The sequence below is a fragment of the Thalassotalea castellviae genome (genome assembly GCF_031846185.1).
Lineage (GTDB): Bacteria > Pseudomonadota > Gammaproteobacteria > Enterobacterales > Alteromonadaceae > Thalassotalea_H > Thalassotalea_H castellviae.
The window spans coordinates 389888-415265 of the sequence record NZ_JAVRIF010000001.1; the positions used below are offsets into that span (position 1 = coordinate 389888).

The following is a 25378-nucleotide window of genomic DNA, read 5'->3' on the forward strand; positions in this document are numbered from 1 at the left end:
TGATAGTAATCGATAAGAGTTAACAAGAATGATTTATTTTAGATTGCGGGCAGTGTAAAGATTTCAACAACGACTTTCAATAATTGCTACTTATCTATTTGTAAAACGTCTCTTAAATAAACTATTTTATCTAATTCGCCCCCTTGGGCTGCTGTTTGAATGGCATTGGTTGGGGCATGCATTAATTTATTGGTTAATTTTGTTGCTAGCTCCGCGACGACAGCTTCAGGCGCTTTATTACCTTGTAATTGTATTAGCGCTTTTTCAAGTAAAAAATCTCGCTCAGTCAAACATTGTTTACGATAACTGACGACAGTATCTTGTGTATTTAACCCTCTTAACCAAGACATAAAGCCACTGGTTTGATGATTAACAATTGCTTCAGCTTCAATCGCAGCTTTACGGCGATTTTCCATATTTTGCGCAATAATGCTTTGTAAATCATCGACAGTATATAAAAAGACATCTTCTAAATCAGAAACTTGCTCTTCAATATCACGAGGTACGGCTAAGTCGACCATAAACACAGGACGATGTTTACGTTTCGCCAAGGCTTGTTCAACCATACCTTTGCCAATTAAAGGTAAAGTACTGCCTGTCGAACTAATCACGATATCAGCATCCGCCATATGTTGCGGGATTTGCGCCAAAGTGATCACATCAGCACCTACTTGTTTCGCCATATCTTCTGCTCGATTTAGCGTTCTATTTGCCACCGTGATATGGCCGACTTTATTTTCGTAAAGATGTTTCGCCACTAATTCGATGGTTTCGCCCGCGCCCACGAGTAATACTTTTGCTTTTTCTATACTTGCAAAAATATGCTTAGCTAAATTAACCGCTGCAAAAGCAACAGACACAGCACTTGAACCAATTTCAGTTTCTGTTCGCACTTGTTTAGCAACGCCAAAGGTACGTTGAAATAAACGGTCCATCACTAATGCCATCGACCCTGCGGCTTTCGCTTGGCTATAGGCTTGCTTCATTTGCCCTAAAATTTGTGGTTCACCTAAAACAAGTGAATCAAGTCCACAGGCAACTCGCATCATATGGTTTACCGCTTTTTGGTCACTGTGCCAATACAAACTTGGGATAATAGTAGAAGCAGGTATATTATGATGATGTTCTAGCCAAGCAATGACTTTTTCTTGGGTAATATCGTATTTGTCAGCGGCAACTAAATATAATTCAGTTCGATTACATGTAGATAATATCGCCGCCTCTTTACATTGCACTTGTGAAAGCATCTCTTGCAACGCGACTGACAACTTATCAGGATTAAAAGAGATTTTCTCCCTGATAGCGACGGGTGCGGTTTTATGATTGATACCAACGGCAACTATGGACATACGTTAACTATTAAACCTACTTGAAAGTAATCTAGTAAAAACTTACTTTTATTTATTAAGAATTAAATTAAATATCTATGATAATAAGGTATTATGCCAGCAGCTTATTAAGTGCAACCTGATCTAACACAAACTATTGTGTTAATTTTACGAAAGATTGGCGGTGATTGAAAGCAATCACCTCGATAAAACTGAAAGTACCGTTAAAATAATGTTCATGACCAAACACATCATCACGCTGCTATGTCTATTATTTCTTCTAATGGGTTGTGCCACGAATAAAACTATAGAGCAATCACAACCAGCAGTTAATCAATCAAAAGCAGCACGTTTTGAAAAAATTACGCGTATTCAACAATGGCAAATTAAAGGTAAAATTGCCTTTCTCCAAAAGCAAAAACGAGAAAGTGCTTCATTGTTTTGGCAATACAACCAAAATAATGCGCAACAAACTCTTAAGCTCACCACGTACTTAGGGATTAATGTATTAACGCTTAACACTGATAATGGCAAGCACAGTGTAAAAGTAGATGGAGAAAGCTATCAAAGTGATAACTTAGAACAATTAATATATTCTCTGACCGGTTTATTACTGCCTACAAAAGCTTTACATTATTGGTTAAAAGGTCAAATTTATTCTGCTGCGGATACAATCACCTATGATAAACAATCACAATTACCCAATACACTTACCAGCTATTATCAAGGAAACACATGGCGGATAAGCTATAAAAAGTATCAAACCGTAGATGATGTTCAACTCGCTCATCAGATATCAATTAAACAAAATGACTTAACCATTAAAATAATCATCAATCATTGGAAGCTATAACTATGCCTGTTAGTTTACCTGCAACTGACTCTCCATTTTACCCATTTCCATCACCCGCTAAATTAAATTTATTTCTACATATCGTCGGCCGAAGAACCGATGGTTATCATGAACTGGAAACCGTTTTTCAGTTTTTAACTTTGGCCGACAATATTGCGATTAAGCCGACAACCACCTCAACCATTACCTTATTAACACCGATTGACGGTGTTCCAAATGACGATAATTTAATTGTCAAAGCAGCCAAATTACTGCAAGCAGAAACACAATCACCATACGGCGCTGAAATAAAAATAAATAAATTGTTACCTATGGGCGGTGGTTTAGGTGGTGGTTCGTCCAATGCTGCAACCGTATTATTAGCATTAAATGTGTTATGGCAATGTAAACTCTCTTATCAACAACTTGCCGAATTAGGGTTACAACTAGGTGCGGATGTACCAATCTTTATTCATGGTTTTGCTGCATTTGCTCAAGGTATCGGCGAAAAGTTGTCGCCTGTTTATCCTGATGAATCTATCTATTTAATCACTAAACCTCAATGTAGTATTTCGACCCAACAAGTATTCACGGCAAAAGCACTCACTCGCAATACTAGAAAACTTGATAACAACGCATTTGATGATAAAACATACATCAATGGCTATCATAATGATTGTCAAAATTTAGTAATAAATCACTATCCTGAGGTTGCCAAGTTGCTTGCTTGGTTGATAGAATACGCGCCGTCTCGAATGACAGGTACAGGCGCTTGTATTTTCTCTCGCTTTGATTCTGAAGAAGAAGCTAAACGAGTACAAAAATTACTTCCTAATACCATGACTTCATTTGTTACTAAAGGTATTAATACTTCACCTCTACATAGTGTTTTACAGCAATTAGAGTCTGAGATTTGTACTTAATTTTTTTGAAAAAAAAGCCTGAAAAGTTGGCTTTTTTAAAATAATGTGCTGATATTAACAACATGTTTTATTCAGCATTCTACTTATAATGTCAAAAGTTTCTGAGGAACTGCTAGTGCCTGACATGAAGATCTTTGCGGGTAATGCCACCCCTGAATTGGCCAAACAAATTGCTAATCGTCTCTACATTACACCAGGAGAGGCCAAAGTTGGTAGTTTTAGTGATGGCGAAATTAGCGTTGAAATTACTGAAAATGTTCGCGGTGCTGACGTTTTTATCATTCAATCAACGTGCGCTCCAACCAACGATAATTTAATGGAACTTATCGTAATGATTGACGCGCTTCGTCGTGCATCAGCTGGCCGTATTACCGCTGTTATGCCTTACTTCGGTTACGCTCGTCAAGACCGTCGTGTACGAAGTGCTCGTGTACCTATTACCGCTAAAGTTGTCGCTGACTTCTTATCGAGTGTTGGTGTTGACCGTGTTTTAACGGTTGATTTACACGCAGAGCAAATTCAAGGTTTCTTCGATGTGCCGGTTGATAATGTATTCGGTACGCCAATTCTATTAGAAGACATGAAAGACAAGAATTTAGAAAATCCTGTCGTTGTTTCTCCTGATATTGGTGGTGTAGTACGTGCGCGAGCAGTCGCTAAATTATTAGATGATGCTGACTTAGCTATTATTGATAAACGTCGCCCTAAAGCGAATGTTGCTCAAGTTATGCATATTATTGGTGATGTTGCTGGACGTGATTGTATTATCGTTGACGATATGATCGATACTGGCGGCACATTAGCGAAAGCAGCAGAAGCGTTAAAAGATCATGGAGCAAAACGTGTATTTGCTTACGCAACTCACCCTGTATTATCTGGCAATGCTGCTGAAAACCTTAAAAATTCAGTAATAGATGAAGTTATTGTTACTGACTCTATCCCATTATCACCAGCAATTAAAAAGCTTGGTAATGTACGCCAATTAACGTTAAGCGGTATGTTATCTGAAGCGATTCGCCGTGTTTGTAATGAAGAATCAATTTCTGCGATGTTTGATAGTTAATATAACAGACAATTCGATAGATTTTAAAAAGCACCTTAGGGTGCTTTTTTTATGAGAGAAATATTTTATTTTTTTGTCTACACTTAAAATATGTCCCACAGCATCAGCTTAGGCGTCGATGAAGGTATTTAATAAAACAGTTACATTTATTTTTCTATTGTTTTCAATAAATACGTTTGCATCTATTCAAAAATCACTGTTCATAAATGATATTAATTGGCCGCCCTTTTTCTTCCAAGAAATAAAAGATAACACTATGGGAATTGGCAAAGAAATTATTAATCTCTGTTTAAGTGAACAAGATTATCAGTGGCAATACAAAAATCTTCCCATTAAAAGAACGCATCAAAATATGGCATCAGGCGAACTTGATATCAGTGTCTATTCTTATAAAAAAAGCAGAGAAGACTTTGTTATTTATGGCGCTGAGCCTATTTTTTTTTCTCAATATGGCTTCGCATCCAATAGCCAAGACGATATCACTATCAATAAATTAGATGACATAAAGCAATATCAACTGGGACATTTAGCAGGCTTAGCTCACACGCAAGAACTGATGAAAATAATTGAAGAAAAAAAAGCACTCAATCAAGTCACTGTTGGATATAGTATTGATGCTATGCTTAGACAACTCACCGCTAGTCAACAAAGATTTCAAATACTACCTAACTCGATAGAAACATTATTATGGCGGGCAAAACAATTAAACATTGAAAGCCAGTTACATATTCATGACTTTGTTTTAAAACAAAAAGCCTATTACGTCACGGTATCTAAAGCCAGTAAACACATAACTAACCCGAAAATATTTCTAACAAAATTTGACGCTTGTATTAAAGCTTTAAAAAAGTCAGGTGAATATCAAAAAATCAGCGAAAAATATGGACTAATATCACAACTCGCACTCTCGCCGCCCAAAAGTCTTTACCAGCCAATGGACCCATTGAAAAAAATTCCTTTTATAGATTAAAACAGGTAAAGCTCGTATCTTTTTGCCGCGAGTAAATATGCCCATTGAACTCAGGAAATAGCACTTTAAAAGTAATCAACGATTAATTACAGTAAACGTTTGGTTTTCCAGCCATCAAATGTTATTATGCCGCGCCTTTTTTATCTGCCGTTAAGAAATTAATGAAGATTTAAAATGGCGATGCGTTATTTTTGGTCGCAAAAAATAACAAAAATTCAATTAAAATTAAGGTATTAAACCATGACTGATTTATTTACTTTGGATGCTGAAGTACGTACAGACACAGGGAAAGGTGCGAGCCGCCGCCTACGTCACGCGAACAAAGTTCCAGCTATCCTTTACGGCGAAGGCAAAGAGCCAGTTTCTTTAACATTAGCGCACAACAAAGTTTTCCGTGCACAACAAGAAGAAGCTTTCTACTCTCACGTTTTAACATTAAACGTTGATGGTAAGCCAGTTGAATGTTTAATTAAAGACATGCAACGTCATCCTTTCAAGCAAATCATTATGCACATGGATTTCATGCGTATTGATGCAACTCACTCTGTACACGTTAATGCTCCAATTCACTTTGTGAACGAAGATGTTGCAGAGAAAAAAGGTGGTGCTATTGCTCACCACATTAACGAAATTGCGGTTAGCTGTTTACCTGGCGATATCCCAGAATTCATCGAAGTTGATGTTGCTGGTTTAGAAGTTGGTCAAACATTACATTTATCAGACATCACTTTACCTAAAGGTGTAACTTCTGATGAATTAGCTAAAGGTGAAAGCCATGACCAAGCTGTTGCTTCATTAAATGCGCCTAAAGGCTCAAGCGATGAAGAAGCTAGCGATGAAGCTGCAGAAGAAACTGCTACTGAAGAATAATCCAAAGGACACTATCCTTTAGATGACTATTCAACTAGTTGTGGGCCTGGGTAATCCAGGCCCTGAATATACAAAAACCCGCCACAATGCTGGAGTTTGGTTCGTAGAAGAACTCGCTTCACGCTATAACATTTCGTTAAGACCTGAAAAAAAATACTTTGGATTATACGGCAAAGGCCAAATTGGTAATGAAGTGATTCATTTACTTATTCCAACGACATTTATGAATAAAAGTGGTCAATCGGTTGCCCCACTGGCAAATTTTTTTCGCATTCCCGTTGAAAATATTTTAGTTGCACATGACGAACTAGATATGGAACCTGGCGTGTGTAAAATTAAACAAGGTGGCGGACATGGTGGACATAACGGCTTACGTGACATCATTGCACGTATGGCAAATAATAAAGAATTTTATCGGTTACGCATAGGTATTGGCCACCCTGGCCATCGAGATCGCGTGACTGGTCATGTACTTGGCAAAGCGCCAGCTATTGAACAAAACAAAATAGATCAAGCCATTGATGAAGCATCACGCTGCATGGATATTTGGCTTAAAGATGATTTAAAAAAAGCACAAAATCGTCTGCATTCATTTAAAGCGTTATAATACAAATCGTTAATCGCTTAACATATTAAGGTAATATCATGGGATTCAAATGCGGTATTGTTGGCTTGCCCAACGTTGGTAAATCTACACTTTTCAATGCACTCACCAAAGCTGGTATTGAAGCAGCAAACTTTCCATTTTGTACGATAGAGCCAAATACTGGTGTGGTACCCGTACCTGACCCTCGTTTAGATGCATTAGCAAAAATTGTTAATCCTGAAAGAGTTTTGGCTACCACTATGGAGTTTGTCGATATTGCTGGTTTAGTTGCAGGTGCTTCAAAAGGTGAAGGTTTAGGTAATAAATTCCTTGCCAATATTCGTGAAACAGACGCCATTGGCCATGTAGTTCGTTGTTTTGAAAACGATAACATAATCCACGTTGCCAATAAAATTGATCCCGCCGCTGATATTGACGTGATCAATACTGAATTAGCATTAGCTGATATGGACACCGCTGAACGTGCGATAACTCGTCAAGCAAAACGTGCAAAAGGCGGTGACAAAGACGCTAAATTTGAAATTCCTGTTTTAGAAAAAATATTAAAACATGTTGAAGAAGGTGAAATGGTTCGCTCTTTAGACTTAACAAAAGAAGAAAAAGCAGCCGTTGCTTATCTAAACTTTTTAACCATTAAACCAACCATGTATATTGCAAACGTAAATGACGATGGTTTTGAAAACAACCCTTATTTAGATGTTGTGCAAGCAATTGCAGACAAAGAAGGCGCGGTTGTGGTTGCTGTTTGTGCTGAAATTGAAGGCGAATTGTCTGAGATGGATGATGAAGACCGTGAAGAGTTTATGGCTGATTTAGGCCTAGAAGAGCCAGGGTTAAATCGTGTGATTAACTCAGGTTATGGTTTATTACACTTACAAACATATTTCACCGCTGGGGTGAAAGAAGTTAGAGCATGGACAGTGAAACAAAATGCGACGGCGCCACAAGCAGCTGGTGTTATTCATACTGACTTTGAAAAAGGCTTTATTCGCGCCGAAGTTATTGCCTATGATGACTTTATTGAATTTAATGGTGAATCAGGTGCAAAAGAAGCGGGTAAGTGGCGTTTAGAAGGGAAAGATTACCTAGTTAAAGATGGAGACGTTGTCCACTTTAGGTTCAATGTTTAATACATAAAACAAATAATTAAAACGAAAAGCGAGCTAAGGCTCGCTTTTTTTTATATGTAAATTACCTCTTGCCCTTTACATATGAAATTTCATATATATAATATTTCACATATTAAAGGTTGGTGACGTTATATGAATAATTCCATTAAAAACGAAACAACTCAAGAAGTACAAAACGCTAAACAGAAAGTGCTTTTTTTATGTACCGGTAATTCAGCAAGATCACAAATGGCTGAAGCATTATTAAGACATAAAGCTGATGATATATTTGAAGTATATAGCGCAGGAACTTCTCCTGAAATGGTTGATCCACGTACGATTGAAGCGTTAAGTAAATTTGGATTAGACACACAAAACCTTCAGTCTAAAGACATGTCCGAGTTTGCCGGTATAAATTTTGATTATGTGATCACTCTGTGCGATAAAGCGAATACTGAATGTAGAAGCTACCCTCACACCGAGAAACAATTAGCTTGGGACTTCCCCGATCCTAAGACACGTTCTGGTCATAATCCATTTTCAGCAACACTTAATGAGTTGAACAACCGCTTATCAATGTTTCTCTTAGTAGAAGAAAAAAAACTGATTAAGCTTAAAGAAAGCAATGACAACGATAAAATTGAAAACATAGACCCTATCGAATTTTATAAAACTCTTACCGACAATATTCGTTTAAAAACATTAATGTTAACTCACTATCACGGTGAGCTTTGTGTCTGTGAATTAATGACAGCATTAGACGAAGACAGCCAACCAAAAGTTTCTCGCAATTTAGCGGTATTAAAAAAAGCAAACATACTCTCCGATAGAAAACATGGTAAATGGGTATTTTATCGTATTACCCCTGAATTACCGCTTTGGGCAAAGTCGGTAATAGCGGAAACAACCGAAAATAACGTGCTATTAATCGCTGAAGAATTACAGCGTTTAAACGCAATGAATAACCGGCCAAATAAAGCTAATTTTTGCTCATAACCTAAATCATTGGAATCGATATATGACCACTCACCCTTTTGATATGTTAACGCTAGAAAATGGCGCTCAACTTATTTTCACACCTTGTCCTGGCACTAAAGAAGCAACATTAGTAGATGCGGTCAGCACATTGAAACAAGCGGGTACTGAGATGTTAATCACGCTCATGTTTGATGAGGAAATGGAAAAGCTTTCGGCACAATCATTACCTAAAGTATGCGCTGAAAATAATATTGTATGGTTGCAGCTGCCGATATTAGATGACGCAGCGCCCAATCAAGCATTTGAAAGCCAATGGCAAGCACATAAAGCAAGCATCCTCGAAGTTATTAATAATAAAGGTACCATCGCCGTGCATTGTAAAGGCGGCTCGGGCCGTACAGGTTTAGTGATTGGGCTTATCTTAGCGGCTTACGGTTACTCGGCTGACAACGTTATCGAAGCAGTGCAAAAAATAAGGCCTAATTCTTTAAAAAACCCTACTCAGCTTGATTATTTTGTCTCACAAATTTAAGGCAACATCATGACAATTAAAATAGGAATTAACGGCTTTGGACGCATGGGACGTTTAACAATGCGCGCGCTTTTTGATCAAGACGATATTGAAATAATTCATATCAATGATCCCGCGGGAAATGCCGAAACCTTAGCGCATTTATTAAATTTCGATTCTGTACAAGGTCGTTGGCACCATGATGCAATAGCCGAAAAAACAAATGATGGCGAAGTTATCATCATCGATAATAAAACTATCACTTGTACACAAAATGTTGCCACTCAAGACACAGATTGGTCAAAATGTGATGTGGTCATTGAAGCTTCAGGAAAAATTAAAACCAACGCATTATTACAAGCTTATTTAGCACAAGGCGTTAAACGTGTAGTGGTGACAGCTCCAGTGAAAGAAGAAGGTATTTTAAATGTAGTAATGGGTGTCAATGATGATTTGTACGACAAAGCCATTCATCCAATTGTAACCGCAGCTTCTTGTACCACTAACTGTATAGCACCTGTCGTAAAAGTTATTCATGAGAAGATTGGCATTAAACATGGTTCAATAACCACCATTCACAACATCACGAACACCCAAACAATTATTGATGCGCCGCATAAAGACCTACGCCGTGCCCGTTCTTGCGGCACTAGCTTAATTCCAACAACGACAGGTTCAGCAACGGCAATTACCCATATTTTCCCAGAGCTAAAAGGCAAATTAAATGGTCACGCGATTCGTGTGCCGTTAACCAATGCCTCTATTACTGATTGTGTTTTTGAAGTAGCAAAAGGGACGACTGTTGAAGAAGTCAATCAATTACTCAAAGATGCCGCTGATAATGAGCTCAAAGATATTTTAGGTTATGAACAACGCCCGCTTGTATCAATTGATTACAAAGGTGATCCGCGCTCAAGCATAGTTGATGCACTATCAACGATGGTCGTAAACGATACCCAAGTGAAAATTTACGTGTGGTACGACAATGAATGGGGTTATGCCAATAGAACCGCAGAATTAGCGTTAAAAGTTGGCTTATCCGACCGTTAATATCACGACAAAATTGTTTGAATAAAAACTAGGAAAAGCAATATGGGGCTGTTATCGCTATCAACATTATCACCACAAATTAAGCAATACTTGGTGGTAACTGGCAATTATTGGGCATTTACGTTAACAGACGGCGCTTTGCGCATGCTAGTGGTGTTGTATTTTCATCAGCTTGGTTATAGCCCCTTAAATATTGCAATGTTATTTTTGTTTTATGAAGTATTTGGCGTGATCACCAACTTAGTCGGTGGTTGGCTTGGTGCACGTCTAGGCTTAAACAAAACGATGAACATAGGGTTATTTTTACAAATAATAGCCTTACTTATGTTAGCCGTGCCCAGCGAAATGCTCACCGTGGTCTATGTGATGGTGGCTCAAGCATTATCGGGAATCGCCAAAGATTTAAATAAAATGAGCGCTAAAAGCTCAATAAAATTATTAGTGCCTGACAACGAAAAAGGCGGCGATAAAAACCACAGTGAAAGCAAACTATATCAATGGGTTGCTTTATTAACGGGTTCTAAAAATGCACTAAAAGGCGTTGGTTTTTTTCTAGGTGGTTTATTACTCACCTTATATGGTTTTAAAGGAGCCGTGCTGTTAATGGCTGCTTTGCTCGCTTTAGTGTTCACTTGTAGCATACTCTTTTTAAAGGCGGATTTAGGCAAAGCGAAAAACAAACCTAAATTTAATGAGATATTCTCGAAAAGTGCTGACATCAATATTCTATCTGCTGCTCGCATGTTTTTGTTTGGTGCGCGTGACGTATGGTTTGTCGTCGCATTGCCGGTATTCTTGGCCGTTACCTTTAATTGGGATCATTGGTGGGTGGGTGGCTTTATGGCAAGCTGGGTTATCTGCTACGGTATTGTGCAGTCGATAGCGCCTATTATCACAGGTAAAAAATCAGGTAAAACCCCCTCTGGAAAAGCAGCTTTTATGTGGGCAAGTTACTTAACCTTAATTCCAGCTTTAATCGCGCTAACTTTACAATTTAACTTTTATATTCAAGTGTCAATTATTGTTGGCTTGATGATTTTCGGCGCGGTGTTTGCGATAAACTCTTCATTACATAGTTATTTAATTGTTAGCTATGCTGGTAAAGATGGTGTATCGCTCGATGTTGGCTTTTATTACATGGCCAATGCCATGGGCAGATTAATCGGCACATTACTTTCAGGTTGGGTATATCAAGCGCATGGCTTACAAGCGTGTTTATGGATATCTTCGCTATTTTTAGTAACGGCGAGCTTATTATCGTTAAAGTTAAAACGTAATTAGTTTTTCTTTTTAAGCGTTATAGTATTTTGGTAAATTCGTCCATCATGTATTTTTTCAAGCATGGCCAAAGAAGGAAGGCAGTCATCGTCAACATAATCAGCAAAATCACCACAAGGATCAAACACCAAAATATCTAACGCTAAACGGTCTAGCCCATATATTCCTCGATGGATCATATCTGCAGAAAACACTAATAAATCCCCTGCCGCTAACTGAACTTTTTGACCCAGTGATAGTGGCTCGTCACTTGTTCTACCATGCTCTTCTTGTCTTACATTATGCTCTTCTTCATTGTCCCAACGTTTATGCGTTTCAGGTACAAGTTCCATCCCTAATTCATCAAATAAAGGTACCCGTAAATGCACAACCTGCGTTTCTTGTATCGCCCGCTTTTGCCCTTCAATGTCGTGATCATACTGACAATCACGATGCCAAAAGTCTTTTTGACCCGGGTTTACCGGATTAAAAAATAATTGGGTATTCATAAACGATGGTGCCTCAGGAATAAGCAAATCAATGACCTTCATTAACTTTTCTGAGCTAATAAAGTTAAATAGCTTGAGTCTATCGTGAGTGGTTAAATATTGGCTACCGGTAATTAATGATGAGTTAAAAGCTTCTTCGTGATAAAAAGTAGCATTGTCTTGTTTCCAGGCATGGTGAAAAGTTAAAATCACTTTTCTTAATGCGGCTATCTCGTTAACTGAGAAATAATCTCGAATAACAAAATAGCCCTGCTTTTCATATTGTTTGACTAATTTTTCATGGAACTGATGATTTTCGTTTAACATTTATGCCTGTTTACCCACAATGAACTGCTGAGTAATTATCGCTTAAAAATGAAGGTTTCAACATCACTATTCGATTTTTATGGACAACTTTTTAAGCGCTTAATGTGCTAATTGAAATTGCCAAATATTACTGGTATTCACTTCTACTTTTTCGCAAGCAAAAGTTTGATGGTTAAAAGTCATATCACAACTAAATGGTACTTTTTGATCAAAACGATATATTGGCTGTGATACCCTAGAATTCACATCGAAAACACGGTATTCCTTATTCAATATATAATAAATTTTGTCATCTCGTAATTGCCAATGACGCCATCCAGTAATGGGTAAAGATTGGATAATCTGTGATTCTATTTGTGTTTCTAAATCTATTTGAAATAAGCCGGGTTGGGTAAATTTAGTAAAATAGACATACTTATCATTGCCTTGCACACTATAACCACCTTTACGTGTGACTTGTTTCACTTGTAAATCATGTAAGGTTAATTGCCAAATATTCCATTTTCCATTAACTTCTGCGCTGAACATAATAGACTCATTCACAAAAGTAACATGATGAACTTTACCGAATGTAGGCACTAATGGTTGCCAAGTTTTTTCTTTCACAGAATAGAGATATAAACGATTATTCATACTAACGACGAGTTTTTCATCATCGGCTGACCACGACATTGCGCTAACAAATTCAATCGTATCTTCAAATTCTATCGCGTAAGGGACCTGTTCATCTTGTTTGAGGTAAATAGATAACTGCCCTGTTCTATCAGAGACAAAAGCAAAACTATTTGATTGGCTAGCAAATTTTGCCCGATGACTTATACCACTGCTTCGAGTTAGCGCTTGAGGTTGTGCTTTATTTATTGAATATTTAAAGATATTAACGGTTGATTGGCCCCGTTCACTGAAAATTTTCTGATTATTGTCGTCTTGCATCAAACGACCAAATTGGTCACTTTTTTCCACCGTTTCAAAGGCGATATTTTTAACATCGTAGAGATATAAACCAGTATTATTTGATGTCAAAAGTTGATGATTATCTTGCCAAAGTAAACCATAAACATTATTAATAAATGGGACATTGGTCTGTATTTTATTATCCGCTAAATCAAGTAATTTTAATCTGTCTGTGCCATCTGCGTCATACTCGACAACCGCTAAACTCAAGTTATCTTTGGAAAGAGCAAAAAGATAATCTCCTAAGTTATTCCCTGATTGAGCAGGATGGGTAAGTTGTGTTTTTCGTCCCGTATCTAATTGATAAGAATACAAGGCGTAAGGCTCAGAAATACTATTTCTAAACCGGTATATTAAACGGTTTTTTCGTTGATCATGAACAATCGGTGTGAAAACTCTTTTTCCGCATTCGATAAGACGATGAAACTGCTGGCTCTTCTTATCAAAAAAAACAATTTCACAGGCCCTTTCTTCAAGGTTATTCAATCGTGTGGCATAAATGTTTCCATCGTTAGCCGCAATCACGTCGGTATAATAAAAATTATCCTGTGAAAGCCTTTTCGCTGTCATATTATTTTGCTGAAAATAGACTTGAGCATGAGTTGATTGCTCTGAGCGATGCAAATAATACAAGGTTTTAGTGGTACTGGCGTAAAATGGATTAAAGGCACTCCCCATGGTTGAAGTGACAGGTTGTCGATCTACAATTTTTACGTGAGCAGTTTTTTTAGCATCATTGAAAATTAAAATAAATATCGCCATCAGTAAAACTGAACTTACAATCCAAATACTTTTGAGGCTAAACAATTTTAAACGTTGAGTGATCTTGAGCTTAGGTTTGACATTCTTACTGTCATTTTCAAAAGAGCCGATTAAACGTGGTTTGACTGTAAGTCGATAACCAACTTTGCTGACGGTTTTGATCCATTGTGGCTTAGATGGTTGATCTTCGATTAATTTTCTTAACTCTCCAACCGCTCTATTTACGGCTGCATCACTGACAATTCGCCCATCCCATACTTCGTTGACTAATATTTCTCGGGGGATTGCTTCTAAAGGGTGTTGACAAAAAAAGACTAATAGCTCAAAAACACGCGGCTCAAATTCTAAAGGCTCACCTTGCTTAGTGACGATTATTTGTTCTGTGTCTACAACAATACTGCCAAAAGCGTAGTGCATTAAGTACCTTATTTGTCATTCATTACCATTTCATTATCTATTCATTGTCACCTCTTTATTGTGTTGAATCAATAAGCTGACAAACTAAAGCCAATTAACATCAAACAAGTTTTGTAAACAACAAGGAATGAAAATGCGTTCAATTATTTATATATTTTTTCTGCTTTTTCTTTTGTCTGCTTGCTCTAGCGACTCAAAAAGCGCGAAGACTTCAATATCAGAAAAAGATAAAGCGGTGGTGGAAACTGGATTATCGTCTTCAAATCTAGCCATACCTGATAATCGCTTTGCCAGTCATTATCAAATTTTAATGTTTGGTAATAGTCATACTGCTGGCTTAGACTCGCTGATAAAATTACTGCTCCATGCAAGTAATGAAAATCTAACCGTCAATATTGTTAATGCCGGAGGAGGCTTTCTCGATAACCAAAGTAGCCAGCAAAGACGCTTAACATTATTAGAAAGCCAACCATGGACACATCTTATTTTACAAGGACAAAAATATTCGCAATCAGGTGCGTATGATTACTCAACAGCTTCTACGAAAGCATGGATAAATACAGCAAAGTCATTGAACATTACACCAATTTTATTTCCCGAACATCCCCAAAAAGGGAATACCGAGGAAGGAAAACGTATTCACGCGCTTCATACTAGCATAGCTGCCACACAAAGAGCTTGTGTGGCACCGGTTGGCTTAACTTGGGACAAAGTGATGATGACTGAGCCCACAATAAATTTACATCATGACGATGGTAACCACGCCTCATTAACTGGCCGGTTATTAACCGCTTTTATTTTCTACGAAGTGATCACCGGTCAATCAGCTGAGTTACTGCCTGTGCTCAATTCAAATGAAGTCGACGGGGCTACCCAGCAACTTTTAAAACAACTTGCTTCAACAACCATTCAAACGAACCTTCCTTGTACCTTCGAAAATGAGTAACCATTTCGACTTCACTTTCGTCACTTATCGTTTTTTATTGAGAAATAATTTACGATAAATGACGACTAGCTTTCATGTTTCTGTCATTTTCATAAGCGATAATCTAGTGTAAAAGTTTATTTAAGGTATAGTTATATAATCTTAAATAATAGCAATATAGAAGAGTCAAAAAATTAATCCTGCTACCCCTTTGTTACCTCCGAAGATAAGCCATAGTCAATTAAAAATCGCGACATTCAATTTATTTAATTATCTTGAACCACCGAACGCTTACTATGAATTTGAACGAATTTATAGCCTTGAACAATGGCAAAAAAAACAACATTGGATAGCGAATTATCTCAATGAATATCAACCAGATATTATTGGCTTCCAAGAAGTTTTTAGCATTGAATCTTTAAAAGCGTTAGTTGAGAAACAAGGCTATAACCACTTTGCTGTTGTTGATGAACCACATATTGAAGATGACTTTATATATTCGAAACCCGTTGTCGCCATTGCATCTAAATTCGCTATTATTCAAACCAATTCAGTAAAAGTGAATAATGAATTAGCCTCTCTTATAGGATTATCTGATGAATTTTCCTTCACCCGTCAGCTGTTAAGAGCGACGATTGATATTCCTCATTTAGGTCATACCGACTGTTATGTCGTCCATTTCAAGTCTAAACGTTCGATGATCGAATATGATGAGCAAAATGCTAATCAGTCAGCAGAAAAAACAATCATAGAAACGCTTAAAGCTCAAGTGGTTGGTGGTTGGGGATCAACCGTACAACGCGGTAGCGAAGCCACACTATTGATGGCAGAAATAATTTCTCGGCGTGAACAAACACAATATCCCATCATATTATTGGGAGATTTTAATCACCCGTTAGACGATGGCGTTTTAAATCAATTACTAACCAATACGCTCCGCTTCGCTTCAACATCCGATTGTGATAAATACCTAGCCAAATATTGCCTACAAGATGCTTGGCAATTAAGTCAAAAAGTGGCATTAAACAACACCACTTATGCAAATAAGAATCACGAGAAGCTTGATGGAAATACTTTATTGGTCTCTAACTCACGTGAAGCAAACCAGCAAAAAACAGCAGAGCGTATCCCTACTCATTATTTTGCTGGAAAAGGATCAGTGTTAGACTACATTTTATTGTCTTGTGAATTTGATGCTAGTAATCACAACAGTCTTTATCAAGTAAGTAACCATCAAACTTATGATAAACATTTAATCAATCCTATCTTTGACTACGATGGTGAGAGTACCGACCATGGCATTGTTTTAGTCACTTTAACGTTACGATCGTAAAAATTAGCGCTAGTCGAATAACTAATTCTTACCTTATTACCTTATCGGTGCTACTGTTAAGGTAAAGGCGAAAGGGATTGAGTAAGACCTATTAGCCACTTCAGCTAAAGATTTACTCTTCGATTGTTTTAAACCAGCGATAAATAAAGAGTGAATATGAAACTTAATATTAAGAAGTTTTTCATACGTTTATTGACTTTAATGATGGTGAGTTTGTCATCTATTAGTGTTGCTGAACAACTCATTTTTGTTGCTGAAGATTTACCTCCTTATCATTTTAATGGCCAAAATAATCAACCAACAGGCATTTTAGTCGACTTGATTGATGCCGTCATGTTGCAAGCAAAAATACCCTATAAAATTGAGCTAATGCCGTTTGCTCGTATTTACACGGTAACCCATGAAACCCCCAATGTCGTTATGCTTTCATTGATGAAAAGTGATGACAGAGCAGCAGAATTCAAGTGGATTGGCAAAAGTTTCAAAAGCAAAGCTTTTTTAGTAGGTCTAAAAAATAGAGAGGATATAAATATAAAAAACCTCGAACAAGCAAAGCAACATATTGTCGGCACGATACGGGGTTATCATTCTGAAAAATATTTAAAAGATGCTGGATTTACTGTCAATAAAAACATGCATTTGTCGGTTAATTATAAACATATGTGGAATATGTTATTTGAACAGCACATTGATTTCATCTTAACTAATTTTATTGCTATCGAAAAAGAAATGACCAGTATCGGTTTTAAGCAAAGTGATATAAAAGCGGTTATTGAATTAACTGACTTTCCAGGAGATTTATTTCTTGCCACTGGATTATCAACACCAGACAAGACAGTTGATAAACTATCAAAAGCGTTAGCGCAGATTAAGGAAAACGGCACTTATGATAAAATAATGAGCAAATGGGGAGCATAAATTACAATAACGCTTGTTATTAAGCCATTTTAACTTTATCTGCTTTTATTAACATATCGCCGTATCCTTCTACTTTACAGTCGAGAGGATGATCGCCCTCAATTAACCGTTTTATCGTAGCTTTGCTGCCAATTTTTAGTACTGTCGAACTTCCCTTTACTCGTAAGTCTTTCACTAAGATTAGCTTATCACCAACGGATAATTGATTACCGTGAATATCTTTGACAATCAATTCATCTTCATCAGGCTCATCAGGGTTCCATTCATAATGACATTCAGGACAAATGAAAAGCGCTTGATCTTGATAAACATATTCTGAAGAACAGTTAGGGCAATGTGGTAAAGTTTCACTCATGGTTGATGTAAAAAAATTAATAAGACACTGAAGCTTATTTTATCAAGGTAACTTAAGCATTGAAAAGTAAAAATAACCCGCTAAGCCAAACATTTAAGGTGTACCTTCTGTCGTTTCTCGTTAAAATATTGAATCATCCTAACGCTATATCGCAATCGTAAGGTACAACCGTGATCAGAATATTATGTTTAAGCTTGGCAATTTTATCTTTTTCTTTTACTACCTTGCCGTTGAATGCCGCCAATACCAAAGGACAATATATTCAACCCGATAATTTATCACCTAAAGTGCGTATTGATACTTCTATGGGCAGTATAGTGATAGAGCTTGATCGCCTAAGGGCTAAAATCACCGTAGATAATTTTTTAGGTTATGTGATTCGTGGCCAATATGACCAAACACTTATTCATCGAGTCGAAGAAGGATACTTAATACAAGGTGGCGGCTTTATGACAAATTACACGGAAGTAGAACCTGATGAGCCTATTTTTAACGAATCAGGCAACGGTTTAAAAAACAAAGAAGGCACCATTGCCATGGCGAAACAGCTAAGTGATGCTCATTCTGCCACCAATCAATTTTTTATCAATTTAAATGACAATACAAATTTAGATCCCGGAAACTCATGGGGTTATGCGGTATTTGGCGAAATAATCGAAGGCTATGACGTGGTTGAAGCTATCTCTAAAGTAGAAGTAGGTTATAGTGAGCAATTAGGCTATCCAACCGTGCCGAAAAAAATGATCACTATTTTAAGGGTGGTTGTCCTTGATGAAGAATAGGCTGTCTGATTTTTCTACGATTTACCAACAAGCTATTTTTAATTGAATGATTAATTCTTGCCATGGCTAACATAATTAACTTACGGGGAAAATTGTGAATATTGGGTGAACAAGCTTAGTCACGAATTAATCAAACCAGCTTTGTGTGTTATTGATGATATAAACTAAAGACAACATCACCGGCACTTCCACCAAAACCCCAACAACGGTTGCTAACGCTGCACCTGAGTGTAAACCAAATAACGAAATAGCCACGGCAACGGCCAATTCAAAAAAGTTAGATGTACCAATTAAACAAGCCGGTGCGGCAATATTTTGAGGTAATTTCATCCATTTTGCCGCGACATACGCAATAATAAAAATTCCATAGGTTTGAATCATTAATGGGATGGCAATTAAGCCAATAGTGGCAGGGTCTGAGGCGATAGTATTTGCTTGAAAACCAAATAATAATACCACGGTTGCTAACAAGCCGATAACAGAATAAGGTTTTAAGCGCGATAGAAATTGCTCTATTGATTGTTCCGCATGCCATTCATTTAGTGCTTTTCTGGTGATAATCCCCGCTAGTAATGGTAATAGCACATACAAGACAACAGAAATAATTAAAGTTTCCCAAGGCACTTGAATATCACTAACCCCCAATAAATAGGCAGAGATTGGCGCAAAAGCAAAAATCATAATCACATCGTTTACTGACACTTGCACTAAAGTGTAATTTGCATCACCTTTGGTTAATTGTGACCACACAAATACCATAGCTGTACAAGGCGCCACTCCTAACAAAATCATACCTGCGATATACTCTTGTGCAGAAGCGGGATCGACTAAATCGACAAATATAAAATTAAAGAATAACCAGCCTAGGGCCGCCATAGTAAAAGGTTTGATGAGCCAATTTATCACCAAAGTTAACATCAACCCCTTGGGATTCTTTCCAACGTCTTTGATTGCTGAAAAATCAATTTGAACCATCATTGGGTAAACCATTACCCAAATAAAAACTGCGACAACAATATTGACGTTAGCCATTTCAAGGTTTGCGATGGCTTGAAAAACATTCGGCTGCCACAAACCTAAAATCACACCTAAAACAATGCTTAAAGCCACCCAAATAGAAAGAAAACGTTCAAAAATACCCACAAAAAATCCTTATTGTTTTAAGCTAGCTTACACCCATAATTCATCAGCATTTAAAAATAATAACGTGTCGGTTACCAAGCATAAATTAACACCGTAAAACACTTTGCTCTTCAAGAGTTATATCACTGGATCTAACAGAGGTGATAGTTATTTATATTGGTCAGTCTCTTTGGGGAGATACTTATAACCATTCACCATTGAAGACACTAAAGCGCTTCGCTCTCGTCTCTCCGCAATGATAACTCCAATAATATGCAGTGGGATCAAAAATATCAGTCCATAAAAGCCATATACATGTGCAGTAATAAAAGGTTTGCGAACTTCTCTCATTTTTTTATAAGCGATTTCATCTACGTTATCCTTTGAATATGGCTTAATTTCATTCGCTTTGTCTTTATCAATAGCAATAGAATGGGCAAAATATTTTCCCAATGGAGGGTAGTAAATGTCTGTTCCTGCAATCACTAACCCTGAAATCATTTGAATTGTCATTAAAAAAAGTAAAGCAAATACCATCAATTTTCCCGCAGGGTTATGGCCTTTGTAAGTGCTCTTTTTCCCTTGAATAAAGTTCACTAACTCGGCTTTAAACCCTTTTTGAAAAGGTAAAATTTCAGTCCATCGTTCATGTGTTCTGCCTATAAAGCCAACCATAATTCTAATGATTAGGTTGAAAGCAAAAACGTAACCGACAAGCACATGTATCGTTTTTAATAACACTTTACCGTCAGTACTAACCCCAATCAGTTTACTATTAAGAATAATGACACCAATAATGATCAGTAATGAAATACAAATGACATTAATCCAATGAAAAAGCCTAATTTTACGACTCCAAACAAACACTTGCTCTCTTTTGTTACTCATAATATGTTCCTTTTCTGAGTTCATTCAAAATGACCACTGTCTAATACTGGAGTGATCCAATATTTTAACTTGGCACTAGGACAAACTGAACTTACGTTGCTTTTTAATTTATCAATATTGACTTTTGAAATCAGCACTTCAATTTGAAAATATGATTTATAGCCTTCAACCTGCTCCGAGATATCATATAAACTATGTTCTTTGCTATAACCATGAATATTTTTTAAATTAAACCCTGTGATGCTAGGTAAGGCAATTAACACATCAACAACATCATCTTTTAGCTCAGTTGGTACATTTAATGTGAATATGACTTGATCAACCATTTTTTTTCTCCAACCAAAAGTAAAAAACTGGCAATAAATAAAGGGTGGTTATTGTTGATGTTATAAGCCCACCAATAACAACGATAGCCAATGGTTTTTGAATCTCTGCGCCTGGACCTGTCGCAAAAGCAAGTGGCATTAATCCAAACATGGCAGTTGTTGCAGTCATTAACACAGGTCTAAGTCGTCGGTTTGCTCCATTGATAACACGAAGAATTAAATCTGTTGCAAAGACCTTTGTTTGTTCAAAATAACTTACCATTACAATGCCGTTTAACACCGCTACCCCTAGCAAAGCAATAAATCCAACCGAAGCGGGTACAGATAGATATTCTTTGCTTATATATAACGAAATCACGCCGCCCATCAAAGCAAAGGGAATATTGGCAAGAATTAAAGTAGATTTTGCAATTGAGTTAAAGGTTGTAAATAAAATAATAAAAATAAGCACCAGTGCTAATGGAATTAATAATAGTAAATTATTGGTTGCTCTTTGCTGACTTTCAAACTCTCCACCAAAAGATAAGGTATAACCTGTTGGGAGTTTTATTTTATCTTTTATTTTAGCTTCTAACTCATTCACATAACTGACAACATCTCTGTTGGAGATATTAACACTCACAGATGAAAATCGATTGCCTTTTTCTCTTTCAATAAGCAAAGGACCAGATTTGAAACGTATCTCTGCAATTTGCGCTAAAGGTAATAACGTATTATCAGGCATAAGTATCAACTGTTTTTTAAGTGCTTGAATAGACGATAGTTCTCTTTGATTTAATTTGTGATTATAGTTTCCATTAAACACAATGGGGATAGTGCGATTCCCTTCAAGTAACGAAGATACTTGTACCCCTTCGACTTGAGATTTTAAATAATCACTGAGTGCGTCAGTCGATAAAGCAAATTGACTCGCCACTTCGGGAAGCAGCTTAATATTGATAAATTTTCCACCTTCAATAATAGCCATTTGAACATCTGAAGCCCCGTCAATTTCTTTTGCTAATTGGGCTATTTGTTCCGCTAACTTGGAAAGTGTTTGCATTTCATTGCCAAAAACTTTAATAGAAACATCTCCTGTTCCCCCCGTTAACATTTCAGAAACTCGCATTTGAATTGGCTGAGTGAAACCAACATTCATGCCAGGGTAATCACTGAGTGTTGCCCTGATATTTTCAATAAGTTCTGCTTTACTATTAAATCGCCATTGCGCTTTCGGTTTCAATTCCATAAAAACATCTGTTTCATTAAGCCCCATTGGATCTAAACCAAGCTCATCAGAGCCAGTTCTTGAAACAATTTGTTTTATTTCCGGCGTATTTTTTAATAAGGCTTGTTCAACTTGTTCATCAATATCGATTGAAGCAGACAATGAAATACTTGGTGACTTTTCTAATTGAACGATAATATCCCCTTCGTCTAAGGTTGGCATAAAGTTCTTTCCAAGTCCTTGGAAAAGAAAGAAACTAAAAATAAAAACACTAAACGATAGTACTATTATTACGACAGGCTTATTGATCACCTTTGTAAGTGTTTTCGTATAAAAACTCTGTAACACTGTGATTAATTTCGGTTGAGTCACAGGGCCATTTTTTAATATGAATGAAGCTAATATAGGAATAATAGTCAGTGACAAAACTAAAGCGCTTAACATTGCAAAAACAATAGTTAGCGCAACCGGCTTGAATAGCTTACCTTCTAAACCAGATAGCAATAAAAGCGGAGTAAAAACAATAATAATGATCACTGTTCCTGAAAAGACTGGTGTTGCAACTTCCTTACAGGCTCGAAAAATCACATGTAACCGGGGTAAATGTTGATTGTTAGCTAACCTGTTGACTATATTTTCAACAATGACAACGGATGAATCAACTAACATGCCAATCGCAATGACTAAGCCACCTAAACTCATTAAATTTGCCGATAATTCAAATTGTTTCATTAAAATAAAAGTAACCAAAGCTGCCATAGGTAATGACAGTGAAACTACCAACGATGAGCGAATATCCCCTAGAAAAATAGCGAGTAAAATAATAACCAAAATCACTGCCTGACCTAAAGCAGTTGTTATTGTGCTTATAGCTGTATTAATTAAATTGGAACGATCATAAAAAACATTAATCTTGGTTCCATCAGGTAAAGATTTCTCTATTTCTTTTAATTTATTTTTTACATCTTCAACAACTTGTGCTGTATTGCTATTCTTTAATGCAATGATTAAACCTTGCGTTGCTTCAACACCATCTTTAGTGACCGCACCATATCGGGTTAAAGCACTTTCATTGACATTGGCAATATCACTAAGGCGAATCACTTTATTATCGATTATGCGAATAACGGTGTTTTTTATTGAATTAATGTCTTCAAATTTCCCTTCTGTTCTTAAAATTAAAGCATCATTACCTTTGATTAATCGGCCAATTCCGCCATTTCTATTCAGTAAAGAAATTGACGTTTCAATGTCTTTGTATGAAATGTTGAACTGTTGCATGGTTAAAATATTTGGCACAATCGCATAAGTTTTTACATAACCACCCAAACTATTTACATCAGCAACACCGGATACGGTTCTTAATAATGGCCGTATTTGCCAATCAAGCAATTCTCTTTTCTCAGTAAGCGATAACAAAGGGTTTTCAACCGTAAACATAAACACTTCACTCAAAGGCGTACTCATTGGCGCCATACCGCCACTAATATTAGCGGGAAGTGATGACATAATACCCATCAAACGTTCATTTACTTGCTGTCTTGCCCAGTAAATATCTGTGCCATCTTTAAAATCAATCGTAATGTCTGTGATGGAATATTTAGTTGTGGATCTAAGCATCTCTTGTGAAGGTATACCTAGTAATTCAGTTTCAATTACTTTCGTCACTTGAGATTCTATTTCAACCGCATTCATGCCTGGTAGCTTAAGCACTATTTTCACTTGAGTAGGTGAGATTTCCGGGAAAGCATCTATAGGAATACTTAACCACGAATTAACTCCAGCAAACATCGCCATTAAAACAAATACACTGACAAAAAGTCGCTGTGTTAATGAGAATTTAACCAGTAAATTCAGCATCATTCTGCTCCCAGTTTAAGTAAGTAACCTTGCAAAATGCTTACTGAACTAATTAATGCTTTTTGGTTTGCAATATTCTCATCGCTTGTAAAGTAATAATCTCCCCCTGTCGACCCCATTATATTAATTGGAGTTAATACGACTTCGTTGCTCAATTTTATAGCAATATAATTAATGTCCTCAAATTCAAAAACAGCTGATTTATTTATTTGAAACCCATTGAAATTTTCTATTAGCGTAGCTTGTAAAACTTGTCCAATTGTGAAATTGCATTCAGAGACTTTTCTTGGTGTTGCCCATAATATTTTATAATATTTATCTGCTATATTTTCTATGTTATTGATCTTTAACAAACAGTTCGGCGATACTTTAATGTGAGATATTTGAGTTGCGCGAAGTAACGGAAGGGATACTTTGACTTGAATAGCATCAGCATCAAAAAGCTCAAAAGCAACCTCTCCTTCTAAGCTATTTTCTGATAAGTCTGGTATTTTTACTCTGCCTGCTCTAGGACTGATTAACGTCACTCTTTCATTTTCATCAATATTTAGAAAGGCCATTTGATGTTGGAAATGTTCAAATTTTAACTTCAAGTCGAAGTAGTTTTTTGTGATCGCCAGCCATTGAGAGCTTTTGATTATGTTGTTTTTAAAATATTCTTTATTGGTTTTATAATGTTTTTCAGCCGTTATAAAAAATGTTTGAGCTGCTTTATATTCATCAATAAAATGATGAACATCAAACCCTTCTACGGTTGCAACAGTATCTCCTTTATTAATCAAACTTCCATTATTTATAAGGTAACGAACACTTTGTACATTAAATGGAAAATTGACCGAATACATCTCACCGGGTTTAATGCTAACTTCGCCAATAACATTTTGCCCTTCAATAACGCTAACTTGTTTGATCTCATTAAAGTGAGTCTCAAAACTTCCAAGTGTTGATAATGCAATTTTTTTTACATTATCGTAAGAAAAAGCGTGCGGTGTTTGAAGTAAAACAATAAATAAAAGACAAAAAAGTGTATATTGAAACGTAGAATAATTTAGACTTTTTTTTATAAATAATAACATCATATGATTCGATTAACGTTTAAGAAATGTATGATGTGATAATTGCTTATTTTGAAAAGTCAATCATGAGACAAATGTCGAGCTTCCATAAATAAATTGTTTTTTTGTTGTATGGTACAAATGTCTATTGTTATTTTAAA

24 protein-coding genes are annotated in these 25378 nt (G+C 36.5%); 15 read left to right on the forward strand and 9 right to left on the reverse strand.

What is annotated here, in order from left to right:
* Nucleotides 1-86: 86 nt before the first annotated feature.
* On the reverse strand, nucleotides 87-1349 hold the full coding sequence (gene hemA, locus RM573_RS01730; RefSeq protein ID WP_311576279.1) for a glutamyl-tRNA reductase: 1263 nt from the start codon (nucleotides 1347-1349) through the stop codon (nucleotides 87-89).
* 163 nt (nucleotides 1350-1512) lie between these two features.
* Between hemA and lolB the strand changes: the two genes are divergently transcribed.
* The 11 genes from lolB to arsJ all read left to right on the forward strand — a co-directional run bounded on the left by lolB (nucleotide 1513) and on the right by arsJ (nucleotide 11522).
* Complete coding sequence (lolB, locus tag RM573_RS01735) at nucleotides 1513-2181, forward strand: lipoprotein insertase outer membrane protein LolB (RefSeq protein WP_311576282.1); 669 nt, start codon at nucleotides 1513-1515, stop codon at nucleotides 2179-2181.
* Between the two features lie 2 nt (nucleotides 2182-2183).
* Complete coding sequence (gene ispE / locus RM573_RS01740) at nucleotides 2184-3083, forward strand: 4-(cytidine 5'-diphospho)-2-C-methyl-D-erythritol kinase (protein WP_311576285.1); 900 nt, start codon at nucleotides 2184-2186, stop codon at nucleotides 3081-3083.
* Nucleotides 3084-3198: 115 nt separating this feature from the next.
* Nucleotides 3199-4146 (forward strand): ribose-phosphate pyrophosphokinase, encoded by a 948-nt coding sequence (locus RM573_RS01745; RefSeq protein ID WP_311576288.1) that lies wholly within the window; start codon nucleotides 3199-3201, stop codon nucleotides 4144-4146.
* Between the two features lie 118 nt (nucleotides 4147-4264).
* Nucleotides 4265-5116, forward strand: a complete 852-nt coding sequence (locus RM573_RS01750; RefSeq protein ID WP_311576291.1) for a substrate-binding periplasmic protein — start codon at nucleotides 4265-4267, stop codon at nucleotides 5114-5116.
* Nucleotides 5117-5356: 240 nt separating this feature from the next.
* Complete coding sequence (locus tag RM573_RS01755) at nucleotides 5357-5986, forward strand: 50S ribosomal protein L25/general stress protein Ctc (RefSeq protein ID WP_311576292.1); 630 nt, start codon at nucleotides 5357-5359, stop codon at nucleotides 5984-5986.
* A 22-nt stretch (nucleotides 5987-6008) separates the two neighbouring features.
* Nucleotides 6009-6593 (forward strand): aminoacyl-tRNA hydrolase, encoded by a 585-nt coding sequence (pth, locus tag RM573_RS01760; RefSeq protein WP_311576295.1) that lies wholly within the window; start codon nucleotides 6009-6011, stop codon nucleotides 6591-6593.
* A gap of 38 nt (nucleotides 6594-6631) precedes the next feature.
* Nucleotides 6632-7723, forward strand: a complete 1092-nt coding sequence (gene ychF / locus RM573_RS01765) for a redox-regulated ATPase YchF (protein ID WP_311576298.1) — start codon at nucleotides 6632-6634, stop codon at nucleotides 7721-7723.
* Between the two features lie 132 nt (nucleotides 7724-7855).
* Complete coding sequence (locus RM573_RS01770; protein WP_311576301.1) at nucleotides 7856-8698, forward strand: metalloregulator ArsR/SmtB family transcription factor; 843 nt, start codon at nucleotides 7856-7858, stop codon at nucleotides 8696-8698.
* A 22-nt stretch (nucleotides 8699-8720) separates the two neighbouring features.
* Nucleotides 8721-9212 carry a phosphatase domain-containing protein gene (locus RM573_RS01775; protein ID WP_311576304.1) on the forward strand — a complete coding sequence of 164 codons (492 nt, stop codon included), beginning with the start codon at nucleotides 8721-8723 and terminating at the stop codon, nucleotides 9210-9212.
* A 9-nt stretch (nucleotides 9213-9221) separates the two neighbouring features.
* Entirely contained in the window at nucleotides 9222-10241 is a 1020-nt protein-coding gene (locus tag RM573_RS01780; RefSeq protein ID WP_311576307.1) for an ArsJ-associated glyceraldehyde-3-phosphate dehydrogenase, read from the forward strand.
* Between the two features lie 42 nt (nucleotides 10242-10283).
* Nucleotides 10284-11522 (forward strand): organoarsenical effux MFS transporter ArsJ, encoded by a 1239-nt coding sequence (gene arsJ / locus RM573_RS01785; RefSeq protein WP_311576310.1) that lies wholly within the window; start codon nucleotides 10284-10286, stop codon nucleotides 11520-11522.
* Here arsJ and RM573_RS01790 read toward each other — a convergent pair.
* On the reverse strand, nucleotides 11519-12313 hold the full coding sequence (locus RM573_RS01790) for a phytanoyl-CoA dioxygenase family protein (protein ID WP_311576313.1): 795 nt from the start codon (nucleotides 12311-12313) through the stop codon (nucleotides 11519-11521). The two genes, arsJ and RM573_RS01790, sit on opposite strands and share 4 nt — an antisense overlap.
* A gap of 99 nt (nucleotides 12314-12412) precedes the next feature.
* On the reverse strand, nucleotides 12413-14446 hold the full coding sequence (locus RM573_RS01795) for a winged helix-turn-helix domain-containing protein (protein WP_311576315.1): 2034 nt from the start codon (nucleotides 14444-14446) through the stop codon (nucleotides 12413-12415).
* 133 nt (nucleotides 14447-14579) lie between these two features.
* Between RM573_RS01795 and RM573_RS01800 the strand changes: the two genes are divergently transcribed.
* The 3 genes from RM573_RS01800 to RM573_RS01810 all read left to right on the forward strand — a co-directional run bounded on the left by RM573_RS01800 (nucleotide 14580) and on the right by RM573_RS01810 (nucleotide 17622).
* Nucleotides 14580-15392, forward strand: coding sequence for a putative periplasmic lipoprotein (locus tag RM573_RS01800; protein ID WP_311576318.1), 813 nt, complete (start codon nucleotides 14580-14582; stop codon nucleotides 15390-15392).
* A gap of 190 nt (nucleotides 15393-15582) precedes the next feature.
* On the forward strand, nucleotides 15583-16704 hold the full coding sequence (locus RM573_RS01805; protein ID WP_311576321.1) for an endonuclease/exonuclease/phosphatase family protein: 1122 nt from the start codon (nucleotides 15583-15585) through the stop codon (nucleotides 16702-16704).
* 156 nt (nucleotides 16705-16860) lie between these two features.
* Nucleotides 16861-17622 (forward strand): substrate-binding periplasmic protein, encoded by a 762-nt coding sequence (locus RM573_RS01810; RefSeq protein WP_311576324.1) that lies wholly within the window; start codon nucleotides 16861-16863, stop codon nucleotides 17620-17622.
* Nucleotides 17623-17641: 19 nt separating this feature from the next.
* Here the strand turns inward: RM573_RS01810 and RM573_RS01815 are convergent, their stop codons facing one another.
* Entirely contained in the window at nucleotides 17642-17977 is a 336-nt protein-coding gene (locus RM573_RS01815) for a zinc ribbon domain-containing protein YjdM (RefSeq protein ID WP_311576327.1), read from the reverse strand.
* A 170-nt stretch (nucleotides 17978-18147) separates the two neighbouring features.
* On the opposite strand from RM573_RS01815, the gene RM573_RS01820 reads away from it, so the two are divergent.
* On the forward strand, nucleotides 18148-18759 hold the full coding sequence (locus RM573_RS01820; RefSeq protein WP_311576330.1) for a peptidylprolyl isomerase: 612 nt from the start codon (nucleotides 18148-18150) through the stop codon (nucleotides 18757-18759).
* A 126-nt stretch (nucleotides 18760-18885) separates the two neighbouring features.
* Here the strand turns inward: RM573_RS01820 and arsB are convergent, their stop codons facing one another.
* From arsB to RM573_RS01845, 5 genes are all read right to left on the reverse strand, one after another.
* The gene (arsB, locus tag RM573_RS01825; protein ID WP_311576333.1) at nucleotides 18886-19902 is read right to left on the reverse strand and encodes an ACR3 family arsenite efflux transporter; all 1017 of its coding nucleotides are present in this window, start codon (nucleotides 19900-19902) and stop codon (nucleotides 18886-18888) included.
* A gap of 147 nt (nucleotides 19903-20049) precedes the next feature.
* The gene (locus tag RM573_RS01830) at nucleotides 20050-20769 is read right to left on the reverse strand and encodes a cytochrome b/b6 domain-containing protein (protein WP_311576335.1); all 720 of its coding nucleotides are present in this window, start codon (nucleotides 20767-20769) and stop codon (nucleotides 20050-20052) included.
* Between the two features lie 20 nt (nucleotides 20770-20789).
* Entirely contained in the window at nucleotides 20790-21095 is a 306-nt protein-coding gene (locus RM573_RS01835) for a DUF3240 family protein (RefSeq protein ID WP_311576337.1), read from the reverse strand.
* Nucleotides 21088-24162 carry an efflux RND transporter permease subunit gene (locus RM573_RS01840; RefSeq protein ID WP_311577411.1) on the reverse strand — a complete coding sequence of 1025 codons (3075 nt, stop codon included), beginning with the start codon at nucleotides 24160-24162 and terminating at the stop codon, nucleotides 21088-21090. Before RM573_RS01840 ends, RM573_RS01835 begins: the two co-directional genes overlap by 8 nt.
* Complete coding sequence (locus tag RM573_RS01845) at nucleotides 24162-25241, reverse strand: type III secretion system chaperone family protein (protein ID WP_311576339.1); 1080 nt, start codon at nucleotides 25239-25241, stop codon at nucleotides 24162-24164. The genes RM573_RS01840 and RM573_RS01845 overlap by 1 nt, the downstream gene beginning before the upstream one ends.
* Nucleotides 25242-25378 lie beyond the last annotated feature (137 nt).

Excerpts from the sequence above, each read along its gene's own strand:
- pth (WP_311576295.1), top strand. The coding sequence starts at position 6,009 with ATGACTATTCAACTAGTTGTGGGCCTGGGTAATCCAGGCCCTGAATAT.
- RM573_RS01780 (WP_311576307.1), top strand. The coding sequence starts at position 9,222 with ATGACAATTAAAATAGGAATTAACGGCTTTGGACGCATGGGACGTTTA.
- RM573_RS01800 (WP_311576318.1), top strand. The coding sequence starts at position 14,580 with ATGCGTTCAATTATTTATATATTTTTTCTGCTTTTTCTTTTGTCTGCT.
- RM573_RS01830 (WP_311576335.1), bottom strand. The coding sequence starts at position 20,769 with ATGAGTAACAAAAGAGAGCAAGTGTTTGTTTGGAGTCGTAAAATTAGG.
- RM573_RS01770 (WP_311576301.1), top strand. The coding sequence starts at position 7,856 with ATGAATAATTCCATTAAAAACGAAACAACTCAAGAAGTACAAAACGCT.
- RM573_RS01755 (WP_311576292.1), top strand. The coding sequence starts at position 5,357 with ATGACTGATTTATTTACTTTGGATGCTGAAGTACGTACAGACACAGGG.
- arsJ (WP_311576310.1), top strand. The coding sequence starts at position 10,284 with ATGGGGCTGTTATCGCTATCAACATTATCACCACAAATTAAGCAATAC.
- RM573_RS01815 (WP_311576327.1), bottom strand. The coding sequence starts at position 17,977 with ATGAGTGAAACTTTACCACATTGCCCTAACTGTTCTTCAGAATATGTT.
- RM573_RS01810 (WP_311576324.1), top strand. The coding sequence starts at position 16,861 with ATGAAACTTAATATTAAGAAGTTTTTCATACGTTTATTGACTTTAATG.
- RM573_RS01775 (WP_311576304.1), top strand. The coding sequence starts at position 8,721 with ATGACCACTCACCCTTTTGATATGTTAACGCTAGAAAATGGCGCTCAA.
- RM573_RS01835 (WP_311576337.1), bottom strand. The coding sequence starts at position 21,095 with ATGGTTGATCAAGTCATATTCACATTAAATGTACCAACTGAGCTAAAA.
- RM573_RS01840 (WP_311577411.1), bottom strand. The coding sequence starts at position 24,162 with ATGCTGAATTTACTGGTTAAATTCTCATTAACACAGCGACTTTTTGTC.
- RM573_RS01790 (WP_311576313.1), bottom strand. The coding sequence starts at position 12,313 with ATGTTAAACGAAAATCATCAGTTCCATGAAAAATTAGTCAAACAATAT.
- ispE (WP_311576285.1), top strand. The coding sequence starts at position 2,184 with ATGCCTGTTAGTTTACCTGCAACTGACTCTCCATTTTACCCATTTCCA.
- RM573_RS01795 (WP_311576315.1), bottom strand. The coding sequence starts at position 14,446 with ATGCACTACGCTTTTGGCAGTATTGTTGTAGACACAGAACAAATAATC.
- RM573_RS01750 (WP_311576291.1), top strand. The coding sequence starts at position 4,265 with ATGAAGGTATTTAATAAAACAGTTACATTTATTTTTCTATTGTTTTCA.
- hemA (WP_311576279.1), bottom strand. The coding sequence starts at position 1,349 with ATGTCCATAGTTGCCGTTGGTATCAATCATAAAACCGCACCCGTCGCT.
- RM573_RS01845 (WP_311576339.1), bottom strand. The coding sequence starts at position 25,241 with ATGATGTTATTATTTATAAAAAAAAGTCTAAATTATTCTACGTTTCAA.
- ychF (WP_311576298.1), top strand. The coding sequence starts at position 6,632 with ATGGGATTCAAATGCGGTATTGTTGGCTTGCCCAACGTTGGTAAATCT.